This window comes from Caballeronia hypogeia, assembly GCF_001544875.2.
GTDB classification, from domain to species: domain Bacteria; phylum Pseudomonadota; class Gammaproteobacteria; order Burkholderiales; family Burkholderiaceae; genus Caballeronia; species Caballeronia hypogeia.
The window spans coordinates 55913-67430 of sequence record NZ_FCOA02000037.1 but is presented as its reverse complement, the minus strand read 5'-3'; the positions used below and the strand labels follow the sequence as shown (position 1 = coordinate 67430).

9 protein-coding genes and 1 pseudogene are annotated in these 11518 nt (G+C 58.9%); 5 read left to right on the top strand and 5 right to left on the bottom strand.

Annotation, left to right across the window (positions count from 1 at the left end; genetic code table 11):
- The 5 genes and pseudogenes from AWB79_RS38625 to AWB79_RS33235 form a co-directional block, all read left to right on the top strand.
- Nucleotides 1–120 (top strand): annotated as a pseudogene (locus tag AWB79_RS38625) (2-methylcitrate synthase); the annotation flags it as partial.
- A gap of 89 nt (nt 121–209) precedes the next feature.
- The gene (locus AWB79_RS33250) at nt 210–722 is read left to right on the top strand and encodes a hypothetical protein (RefSeq protein ID WP_061171697.1); all 513 of its coding nucleotides are present in this window, start codon (nt 210–212) and stop codon (nt 720–722) included.
- A gap of 31 nt (nt 723–753) precedes the next feature.
- Nucleotides 754–2205, top strand: a complete 1452-nt coding sequence (locus tag AWB79_RS33245) for a bifunctional 2-methylcitrate dehydratase/aconitate hydratase (protein ID WP_061171696.1) — start codon at nt 754–756, stop codon at nt 2203–2205.
- A gap of 37 nt (nt 2206–2242) precedes the next feature.
- Nucleotides 2243–4960 (top strand): aconitate hydratase AcnA, encoded by a 2718-nt coding sequence (gene acnA / locus AWB79_RS33240; RefSeq protein WP_061171695.1) that lies wholly within the window; start codon nt 2243–2245, stop codon nt 4958–4960.
- 465 nt (nt 4961–5425) lie between these two features.
- Nucleotides 5426–6760: an MFS transporter gene (locus AWB79_RS33235; RefSeq protein WP_061171694.1), complete on the top strand. Its 1335-nt coding sequence runs from the start codon at nt 5426–5428 to the stop codon at nt 6758–6760.
- A gap of 73 nt (nt 6761–6833) precedes the next feature.
- On the opposite strand, the gene AWB79_RS33230 is transcribed toward AWB79_RS33235, so the two are convergent.
- The 5 genes from AWB79_RS33230 to AWB79_RS33210 form a co-directional block, all read right to left on the bottom strand.
- Complete coding sequence (locus tag AWB79_RS33230; RefSeq protein ID WP_061171693.1) at nt 6834–7181, bottom strand: RidA family protein; 348 nt, start codon at nt 7179–7181, stop codon at nt 6834–6836.
- A gap of 70 nt (nt 7182–7251) precedes the next feature.
- Nucleotides 7252–8571, bottom strand: a complete 1320-nt coding sequence (locus AWB79_RS33225) for an NAD(P)/FAD-dependent oxidoreductase (RefSeq protein ID WP_061171692.1) — start codon at nt 8569–8571, stop codon at nt 7252–7254.
- 162 nt (nt 8572–8733) lie between these two features.
- Entirely contained in the window at nt 8734–9858 is a 1125-nt protein-coding gene (locus AWB79_RS33220; RefSeq protein WP_096031649.1) for a branched-chain amino acid ABC transporter substrate-binding protein, read from the bottom strand.
- A gap of 164 nt (nt 9859–10022) precedes the next feature.
- Entirely contained in the window at nt 10023–10727 is a 705-nt protein-coding gene (locus AWB79_RS33215) for an ABC transporter ATP-binding protein (RefSeq protein ID WP_061171690.1), read from the bottom strand.
- Between the two features lie 5 nt (nt 10728–10732).
- The gene (locus tag AWB79_RS33210; protein WP_061171689.1) at nt 10733–11512 is read right to left on the bottom strand and encodes an ABC transporter ATP-binding protein; all 780 of its coding nucleotides are present in this window, start codon (nt 11510–11512) and stop codon (nt 10733–10735) included.
- Nucleotides 11513–11518: the final 6 nt, after the last annotated feature.

Here is an 11518-nt window from a genome sequence, read left to right as displayed (position 1 = left end):
ACTTCCGGCTGGGCGGCGCACATCATCGAGCAGCGCATCGACAACAAGATCATCCGGCCGAGCGCGAACTACACTGGACCCGAGAATTTGAAGTTCGTGCCGATAAATAAGCGAAAATAGCGGACTGCGCGATCGGATTTCGACGAGGAAGAGATCCACGCCGCGCGGCAACCGTTATCTAACCCCCATGTTTTAAAAGGTTTTTTTCGATGAACAAACTCCTGATCGCTGCAATCGCCGGCACGCTGGCTACGACGAGCGTCCTCGTCAGCGCCGACGCCTTCGCCGCGACGACGACGACCGACAGCAAGGCCAAGGCCACGGCCAAGCGTCCGGCGCCGGCACGCCGCCTGATCAAGCGTAGCCCCAAGGCCGAAGCGGCCGCGGCGGCGAAGACTGATCCGATTCCCGAAGGTGCAGTGAAGTGGTCGTGCAAGGACGGCACGGCTTTCTATCTGAAAGGCGACATGAAGCGTGACACCATCGTCACGGTGAACTGGGCCAAGAAGGACTACAAGCTGCCCCGTCAGGACACGACGACCGGTGCAGACCGCTTCCACGACTCGGCTTCCGGCATGGACCTCGTCGTGATCCCGACGAAGGCGATGCTGTTCTCCGACAAGGACTCGTCGCGCCTCGCCGACGAGTGCATGACGGCTGAAATGGCTGCGGGCGGCGCGGCTCCCACGCAGTCGAACGCGCTGATCAAGCCGGCGGAATAAGTAGCTGAACACTTAAATCAGGAATCACTCGATGTCCGCACCGACCTCCAACGTCCGGCCCGATCCGGACCCGGTACTGGTCGACATAGTCGACTATGTGCTGGACTGTCGTGTCGACAGCACGCTCGCGCTCGAAACGGCGCGTAACTGCCTGATCGACACGCTCGGTTGCGGACTCGAAGCCCTCTCCTACCCCGCCTGCACCAAGCTGATGGGACCAATCGTGCCGGGCACGATCGTCCCCAACGGTGCGAAGGTGCCAGGCACCCAGTTTCAACTCGACCCGGTTCAGGCCGCCTTCAACATCGGCGCGATGATCCGCTGGCTCGACTTCAACGACACCTGGCTCGCCGCCGAATGGGGCCATCCGTCGGATAACCTGGGCGGCATTCTGGCTACGGCCGACTGGCTGTCGCGTAACGCGATCGCCTCCGGCAGGAAGCCGCTCAACATGAAAGACGTCCTGATCGCCATGATCAAGGCGCACGAAATTCAAGGCTGCATCGCGCTCGAGAACTCGTTCAACAAGGTCGGGCTCGATCACGTGCTGCTCGTGAAGCTCGCTTCCACGGCCGTGGTCGGTCAGATGATCGGACTCACGCGCGACGAGCTCATCAACGCCGTATCGCTTGCATTCGTCGATGGCCATTCGCTGCGCACGTATCGGCATGCGCCGAATACCGGCTCGCGCAAGTCGTGGGCGGCGGGCGACGCCACTTCGCGCGCGGTGCGTCTCGCGCTGATCGCGAAAACGGGCGAGATGGGCTATCCGTCCGTTCTCACTGCGAAGACCTGGGGCTTCTACGATGTGCTCTTCAAGGGCAATGAGTTCAGGTTTCAGCGTCAATACGGTTCGTATGTGATGGAGAACGTGCTCTTCAAGATTTCGTTCCCCGCCGAATTCCACGCGCAAACGGCGGTCGAAGCTGCGATGACGCTGCACGGCAAGCTGAAGAAAGCCGGCAAATCCGTCGATGACATCAGCAAGATCACGATTCGCACGCACGAGGCGGCGATTCGCATCATCGACAAGAAGGGACCGTTGAACAATCCGGCCGACCGCGATCACTGCATTCAGTACATGATCGCCGTGCCGCTGATTCACGGCCGTCTCACCGCGGCGGATTATGAAGATTCGATCGCGCAAGATCCGCGCATCGACACGCTGCGCGCGAAGATGGAATGCGTGGAAGACCCGCAATACACGAAGGATTATCACGATCCGGAGAAGCGCTCGATCGCGAACGCGCTGACCGTCGAATTCACTGACGGCAGCACGCTCGATGAAATCGCGGTCGAATATCCGATCGGACACAAGCGTCGCCGGGCGGATGGCATTCCGCTGCTCGTCGAGAAGTTCAGAACGAACCTGGCGCGCCGTTTCCCGCAGAAGCAACAACAGGCGATCCTGGCAATATCGCTCGATCAGGCAAAGCTGGAAGTTATGCCGGTCAATGAATACGTCGATCTGTACGTGATTTAGTCGATCATTTCCTCGTCTTAGCCCAAGGAAAATAACCATGGCCCACAATCTCCACAACACGCTCAAGGAATTCGACAGCGGTTCCGGCAAAGCGAAGTTCTACTCGCTGCCGCAACTGGGTGACGCACTGAAGGTCAAGATCCAGCGTCTGCCCGTGTCGATCCGTCTGGTGCTCGAATCCGTCCTGCGCAACTACGACGGCAAGAAGATCTCCGAGGAGCACATCGAGCAGCTCGCGAACTGGAAGCCGAACGCGTCCCGCGTCGACGAAATTCCGTTCGTCGTCGCGCGCGTCGTGCTGCAGGACTTCACCGGCGTGCCGCTGCTCGCCGACATCGCCGCCATGCGTGGCGTCGCGAAGCGGGCGGGCAAGGACCCGAAAGCGATCGAGCCGCTGGTGCCGGTGGACCTCGTGGTCGACCATTCGGTGCAGATCGATCACTTCCGTGAGCCGAACGCGCTCGATCTGAACATGAAGCTGGAATTCCAGCGCAATAACGAGCGCTACCAGTTCATGAAGTGGGGCATGCAGGCGTTCGACACGTTCAAGGTCGTGCCGCCGGGTATCGGCATCGTGCACCAGGTGAACCTCGAGTACCTCGCGCGCGGCGTGCATAAGAAGGTCGAAGGCAAGGACACGGTCTATTACCCGGACACGCTCGTCGGCACGGATTCGCACACGACGATGATCAACGGCATCGGCGTGGTGGGCTGGGGCGTGGGCGGCATCGAAGCGGAAGCGGGCATGCTCGGCCAGCCGGTGTACTTCCTCACGCCGGACGTGGTCGGCGTCGAACTGAAGGGCAAGCTGCGCGAAGGCTGCACGGCCACCGACCTCGTGCTGACCATCACCGAAATGCTGCGCAAGGAAAAGGTCGTCGGCAAGTTCGTCGAGTTCTTCGGCGAAGGCACCGCGTCGATCGGCGTGCCTGATCGCGCGACCATCGGCAACATGGCGCCCGAGTACGGCGCGACCATGGGCTTCTTCCCGGTCGACGAAAAGACCATCGACTATTTCAAGGGCACGGGCCGCACGGACGAGGAAATCGCCGCGTTCGAGAAGTATTTCAAGGCGCAGAAGCTGTGGGGCGTGCCGAAGGCCGGCGATATCGACTACACCAAGACGCTCACGCTGGATCTGGGCACGGTCGCGCCGTCGCTCGCGGGTCCGAAGCGTCCGCAAGACCGCATCGAGATCGGCAACGTGAAGAGCACGTTCGTCGATCTGTTCTCGAAGCCGGTCGGCGAGAACGGCTTCAACAAGAAGGCCGCCGAACTCGACACGCAATACACGACAGCCGACGGCGTCGACGTGAAGAACGGTGACGTGCTGATCGCCGCGATCACGTCGTGCACGAACACGTCGAACCCGAGCGTGCTGCTCGCGGCCGGTCTGCTCGCGAAGAAGGCCGTTGAAGCGGGTCTGACGGTCGCGCCGCACATCAAGACGTCGCTGGCGCCGGGATCGCGTATCGTCACCGAATATCTGACGAAGACGGGTCTTCTGCCCTACCTCGACAAGCTGGGCTTCACGCTCGCCGCTTACGGCTGCACGACGTGTATCGGCAATGCGGGCGATCTGACGCCGGAACTGAACGACGCCATCACGAAGAACGATATCGTCGCGGCGGCCGTGCTCTCGGGCAACCGTAACTTCGAAGCGCGTATTCACCCGAACATTCGCGCGAACTTCCTGGCTTCGCCGCCGCTGGTCGTCGCTTATGCGATCGCGGGCAACATCACGCGCGATCTGATGACGGAGCCGGTCGGCAAGGGCAAGGATGGCCGCGACATCTATCTCGGCGACATCTGGCCGACGAGCGACGAAGTCCACGCGCTGCTCAAGTTCGCGCTCGACGCCAAGGCGTTCCGCGAAAACTACTCGCATCTCACGAAGGAAGGCGATCTCTGGAGCAAGATCGCGGGCGAAAGCGGTCAGGTGTATGACTGGCCGAAATCGACCTACATTGCGGAGCCGCCCTTTTTCGGCCGCGACTTCTCGATGAAGCCGGCCGATTCGATTCCCGCAGTGAAGGGCGCACGCGCGCTCGGCATCTTCGGCGACTCCGTGACGACCGACCACATCAGCCCGGCGGGCTCGATCAAGGAAACGTCGCCGGCGGGCGTGTGGCTGAAGGCAAACGGCGTGCAGAAGGCCGACTTCAACAGCTACGGCTCGCGCCGCGGCAATCACGACGTGATGATGCGCGGCACCTTCGCGAACGTGCGCATCAAGAACCTGATGATTCCGGCGAAGGCGGACGGCACGCGCATTGAAGGCGGCCTGACGATCCATCAGCCGAGCGGGGAACAACTGTCGATCTATGATGCAGCGATGAAGTACATCGACGCCGACACGCCGACCATCGTGTTCGCGGGCGAAGAGTACGGTACGGGTTCCTCGCGCGACTGGGCGGCGAAGGGCACGCAACTGCTCGGCGTGAAGGCCGTGGTGGCGCGCAGTTTCGAACGCATCCACCGTTCGAATCTCGTTGGCATGGGCGTGCTGCCGCTGCAGTTCAAGGGCTCGGACAGCGTCCAGTCGCTGAACATCACGGGCGAAGAGACCTACGACGTCGAAGGTCTCGGCGACGACTTCAAGCCGCAGCAGGAAGTCACGCTGGTGATCCATCGCAAGGACGGCAAGGAAGATCGCGTGCAGGTGCTGCTGCGCATCGACACGCCGATCGAAGTCGATTACTACAAGCACGGCGGGATTCTGCCGTTCGTGCTGCGTTCGCTGCTCGCGGCGTAAGCTCGTCCAAGTAGTTTTGCAGGTGACCGCGCTCGCAAGAGCGCGGGAACATTGAACCCGGCCACGGCCGGGTTTTTTTTCGTTCCTTCATTTCGACATTCCCGAGCGGAATGTCGTATGCCTCGAATTCGTTTGTCCACACTGCGTGTTTTGCGTATCGTTGATCCGATAATTCAGGAGACGCAGTCAAAACATCGCTATCGGCCTCACTATGACGGCCGCGTCTTTTGCAAACCACGCATTCGAACGCGTAGGAATGCATACGGGCATGCCAGCACAGCCTGACTCATGAGCACGCTCGAATCACCGAACGAAGCCGCTCAATCCTATCCGCTGCATTCCAGCATTCGCGTCCGAAGAGCGATGAGGTCTCGTCGTTCCTTCTCGGACCGTGTAGCCACGTCGATTGGTCAACGGCCGCGCATCGACAGATATTAGAAATTCGCAATCACAGGAGTCAAGACTTTGAGAACGTCGAAGGTATCGATAGAGGAAGCGCCGATCAGTGGATTTCATCACTTCCTGACCATACGCGCTTCCGGTGGATGGTTGATGGATGGTTATATTCTGAGCGTGGTGGGCGTCGCCCTGACGCAGGTTTCACGCGCACTCAATCTCGACTCTTTCACCGAAGGTATGGTCGCGGCAGCGGCACTTCTCGGCATCTTCTTCGGCGGATTCATCGGCGGTGGACTGACTGACCGTTTCGGTCGAAAGAAGCTCTTCCTCGTCAGCCCGATGATCTTTCTCGCATGCTCGATCGGGCAGTATTGGGTCGAATCCGGGACCATGCTCTTTATCTTGAGATTTCTTATCGGCGTGGGCGTCGGAATGGAATATCCAGTCGCCAGTGCGATGCTCGTGGAGTTCCTTCCGAGCAGATATCGCGGCCCTCGGCTTTGCGTCGTTCAGATCCTTTGGTTTGGTGGCGCCGCATTAGCTTATCTGTTCGGCAATCTCATCCTCGATAACTTCGGGCACGATTCATGGCGGCTCGTACTCGCCAGTTCGGCGGTCCTCTCCGCATGCGTGCTGATCGCGCGAATCGGAACACCGGAGTCGCCACGCTGGCTCTTGAGCAAAGGACGCGGCGCGGAAGCGGATCGCATTCTGGAAAGCATTTATGGATATCCAGTTGCACTGCCGGGCACGGTCACCCCGTCACACGGAAAGAAGCCGGCTTCATTCATCAAGTTGTTGCGTTCGGGTTACGGCTTGCGGATGATCTTTATCGTCGTCTTCTGGACCTGCGCCGTTGTTCCTGTCTTCGCGGTCTATGCTTTCGTGCCCAAGGTACTGGACGCATTCAATCTGGAAGGTCAATGGGCAAGCTTCGGATCGACGATCATCACGTCGCTGTTCGTCGTGGGCTGCATCGTGGCCACATGGCTGATCAACCGCATGGGCCGCCGGAAAATGCTGATCCACAGTTTCCTGTGGTCCGGCCTCGCATTGTTCCTCCTTTCGATCGCGCAGCACGACAACAGCGTTCTGATTCTCGCGCTGTTCGGCGCCTACGCCGTCTTCATCGGAGGCGCGCAAGTGCTTCAGACCATCTACCCGAACGAGCTTTTCCCGACCGAAGTGCGAGCCGCTGCGATGGGAATGGGAACGTCGCTATCGCGAGTCGGAGCAGCTGCGGGAACATGGCTCGTCCCGATGTCGCTGGAATCGATAGGGATCGCGCATACCATGCTTGCAGCCGCGATCGTTACGTTCATCGGATTGCTCGCGACGGTGTTCATGGCGCCCGAAACAGGGAACATGAGTCTGGAGAGAGCGGCGTCGCTGGAAAGGTAACAAGAAAATAGCCGGTCAATGACCGGCTATTCTTCGACCACAAGAACGCCGCCTATCGGCGGCATACTTAATATCATCCCGTATAAGCAAAAGCCTGAATCTCGATGAGATAACCGGGATGCGCGAGCTTGCTTTCTACCGTCGCACGAACGGGCTTTTCCGAACCGTCGACCCACTTGTCGTACACGCTATTCATGCCTTCGAAGTTGGCGATATCGGATAACCAGATTTGAATACGCGTCAGATTGTTCTTCGTGAGATCGGCATCAGCCAGCAGATCGTCTACGACTTTTAGGACTTGCTTCGTCTGGCCGACGATGTCTTCCGACATATCTTCAGCGACGACGCCGCCCGTGACAAAGTTATCGCCGTATCGAACGGCTTGGGATGCACGAGCGTTAGGGTTGATCCGCTTGATCATCGAGTGAACTCCTTGATTGAGTTTAGAGGAAAATGTTTTAACCGTGACGGGACGAAACGTCCACGTCGCCTCAGACGTCGCCCTTGGCGCGGCTCGCTTCCCAGGCAATTCGCATCCGCGCTCCGATCAGACGCAGCGGGTCCGACGGGATCCACGTAGGCTTCGAGCTTTGCATGATGAATCTCAGGTCCTCGCTATCGATGCCGGACATGTACTCCGCCATGTAATATCCGAGGTAGGTTCCTTTGACGACTCCGACCCCGTTACACCCGCTGAGCACGTATACGCCCTCTTCCGGTTTGGCGAACACAGGCTCATGGTTTTGAGTCATCGAGAAGACGCCGCCCCATGTATATTCGAACTCGACGTCCTTCAAGAACGGGAATCGCGCCTCGAAAGACGTTCGATGGTTCTTAAAGGCGGCTTCGAGCTTCGCCCCGCTTGCGCGGAGCTCGGGCAGATAGTCGTACGTGTTCCGGACGAATATTCGTCTGTCATCGGTGAAGCGGACGGTCGTACCGGCAAGGTGGGACGAGGTCAGGCCCCAAGGCTTCACGCCGTCGAAGTGACGAAGAATCTGCTCGTCACTCAAGGGTCGGGTAAGGCTTGCGTAAGTGAAAATTGGAACGATGCGATGCGCAAGCTTGCCGAATTGCTCCGCATAAGAATTGATCGCCTGAACTATGATCGGCGAGGTGATCGCCCCCCCGAGAAACCGAAGCTTGTTCGGCGGACCATATTCGACGCCCTGCACCGCGCTGCATTCAAACAACGTCACGGAAGGCGGAAGCGCCTGAGTGATCCCGCGCACCAATGCAGCGGGGTTGACGAGTACATTTCCGGATGTATAGACGGCAGACTGGTAGTAAGGCGTACCGAGACGTCGAGCCAGATCTTTTCCTGAAACGATGTCGTGCTTGAATCCCGCGTGCTTCAGCATGCCGGAAAAGTTCTCGAGACCGGGAAGATTGCTGTCCTCATGACCAGCCATGTATTTTCCCGCGTCGTTCCAGGAAGGAATGGAGAAGCGGTCCTTCAATTCCCGCAAACGCTCAATGGCAAAGTTATTCAGCTTGAACAGCGAACGCGCGTGCTCGACCCCCGTCTTCGCGAAGTTCATGTTGTGCGGAAGGTCGATCAGAAATCCCGCGTTCCGCCCCGATGCGCCCTCGCCTACGCGGAGCGCATCCACGAGTGCGATGCGGGCGGAAGGATTGATCTCGGCGAAACGGATTGCAGTCGAAATGCCGGTAAAACCCGCACCGATGATGACGACGTCAAACTCATGATGCCCTTTCAGGCGAGTGCCTAACCGTGCGGTCGAATTCGGTGCTGTCTCCAACCAGCCAAGGTCGCCATCGACCTGTGGCAACTTGCTAATCTTATGCATTGCTGACTCTCAAGATCATGGGTAGACGATGCAGGAATCCGCTCGTCAGCGCAAACGAATTCGCGTCATGGGACATTCCGCTCCGGAATGCTATCGAAGCGATCGGCGACCCAAAGCATGCCGGCGCTCCATACGTCATGGAACGCCAGTCGCCATCCGCACTCAGCGAACCGTCTGCATCGGCTGGAAATGACCGCCTTTCACCTGATAGAGCGTAACGGCGGTCTTACGCAGATCGCCCTTGTCATCGAAAGCAATCTGGCCAGTCACACCTTCGAAGTCGATCTTCTTCATGGCCGGAAGGAATACTTTCGGGTCCGCTGAGTTGGCCTTTTCCATTGCGTGCGCCAGAGCCCAAACGGCGTCGTATGCATACGGCGAGTAGAGCACGACCGGACCGTATTTCTTGAATTGCTCGACAAACTTCTTACCACCGGGCATGGATTCCAGAGGCGCGCCCGATTCCGCCGACACGGATCCTTCCGCTGCCGCTGCGCCCGCGAGCTGAATGAAGTTCTCGGTCGCCATAGCCGAACTGACGAGCGGAATGTGCATGCCGAGTCCGGTCATCTGCTTGCGCAGCGGTCCCGATTGCGAATCCGTGCCGCCATAGAAGATGGCCTGAGGATTCTTGCCCTTGGCCGAGGTCAGGACGCCGCGAAAATCGAGCGTGTTGGGCGTCACGAATTCGCGGTCGACAACGGTGGCGCCGTTCTTCTTCAGTTCTTCCACGACGATATCCGCAAGACCTTGACCATATGCGGACCGGTCGTCGATAACCGCAACATTCTTATAGCCAGCGGTCTTTACCATGTATTGCGCAACCACGCGTCCGACGTAAGCGTCGTCGCCGATCACGCGAAATGCGGTCTGGAATCCCTGACGCGTGAGCATCGGGTTGGTTGCCGACGGCGAGATCTCAGGAATGCCAGCGTTCGAATAAACCTTCGACGCGGGAAGCGACGTGCCCGACGTCAAGTGTCCGATGACGCCCACGACGCCGTCGTCCACGAGCTTCTGCGCAACCGTGACCGCCGTCTTCGGGTCGGCGCGATCGTCTTCGGAAATGATCTCGAGGTGCAGCGGTGCGCCCTTGATTTTGATGCCCGCAGCGTTGATCTGTTCGACGGCGAGCCGCGCGCCATTCTCGACATCCTTTCCTTGCTGCGCCAATCCACCGGTAAGCGGCCCGGCAACGCCGATCTTCACTGTGTCGTCTGCGTGCGCGTAGCCAACGAGTGCCGCACCGCATACCACCGCCGCCATTACCTTGTTAAGCCGAATCATTTTGTCTACCTCAATTGTCTCAATACACTCTATGGAACTGGACTCTTACACGATGACTTGGAGCGACTTCGAGAATCTCTAGGTCTGTGAGCCCGACTGTTCTTTCTTGCTCTTGCTTTCCTCTTGCGTGCCTGGCTTCGACCTCCCAAAGATTTGAAACGGAGTCATTCCCCGAGATACGCCGCGCGCACCTTCGGGTCGTCGAGCATCTTTTTCGCGTCGCCCGACATCGTCACCGACCCCGAATCCATGACGTATCCGCGATTCGCAGCCTGCAGCGCGAGACGCGCGTTCTGTTCGACCAGCATCACCGTGATGCCTTCTTTGGATATCTCTCGAACGACCTCGAAAATTTTCTCGACCATGATTGGCGAGAGGCCCATCGACGGCTCGTCGAGCAACAGCAACTTCGGACGCGAGATGATCGCGCGCGCCATCGCAAGCATCTGCTGCTCGCCGCCCGAAAGCGTGCCCGCCAGTTGATTGGCGCGCTCCTGAAGGCGCGGAAAGAAGCCGAACATGCGATCGACATCCTTCTTGATTCCTTCGATATCTTTACGCAGATAGGCGCCCATCTGCATGTTCTCGACGATCGACATGCGCGCGAAGATTCCGCGACCCTCGGGAACCATCGCCAGACCGCGCTTCAGGAGTTCATGAGCCGGGACGCCTTTGATCGACTGACCCATGTATTCGATGTCACCGCCTGAATAAGGCTTCAGCCCGGTGATGGCTTTCATCGTCGTCGTCTTGCCCGCTCCGTTTGCGCCGATGAGCGTCACGAGTTCGCCTTGCTCGATCTCAAGATCAACCCCCTTCACCGCCTGGATGCCGCCGTAGCTGACCTTGAGTCCCTTGATCTTCAACATAGCCATTAGTGAACTCCCGCGCCCAGATACGCTTCGATAACCTTTGGATCTTTCTGCACGTCCTGCGGAAGACCTTGAGCGATAACCTTCCCGTAATCGAGCACTGTCATCTGATTGCACAGGCCCATGACCAGCTTTACGTCATGCTCGATAAGCAGGATGGTCTTGCCATCCGATCGAATCTTGTCCAATAGCTTGGTCAACTCGACCTTCTCGGTTGCATTCATGCCCGCGGCGGGTTCGTCCAGGGCGAGCAGCTTGGGGTCCGTCGCGAGCGCGCGCGCAATTTCGAGCCGTCGTTGATGTCCGTAAGACAGGTTGCGCGACGTGTAATCGGCGTACTGCAGAATGCCTACGTAATCGAGCAACTCGAGCGCCCGCTCCTTGATTTCGCGCTCTTCGCGGCGCTCGGCCGGCGTTTGAAACACCGCGCCGAGAAGACCGTGCTTCGTCCTCACGTGCCGGCCGACCATCACGTTCTCCAGCGCAGTCATTCCGCCGAACAGGCGGATGTTTTGAAACGTCCGCGCGATTCCGGCTTTCGCCACCTGATACACCGCCGTCGGCGTGTAAGATTCCCCGTCTAGCCTGAAGTCGCCGGAGTCGGGTGTATAGAGACCCGTGATGACGTTGAAGAAGGTCGTCTTCCCTGCGCCGTTCGGCCCGATCAATCCGTAGATTGTCCCTTCGTGAATATCGAGCCCGACGTCGGACAGCGCCTGCAATCCGCCGAACCGTTTGTTGACGCCCTGCACCGCAAGGCGAATCTGCTTATTGCCATTCATGTCCGA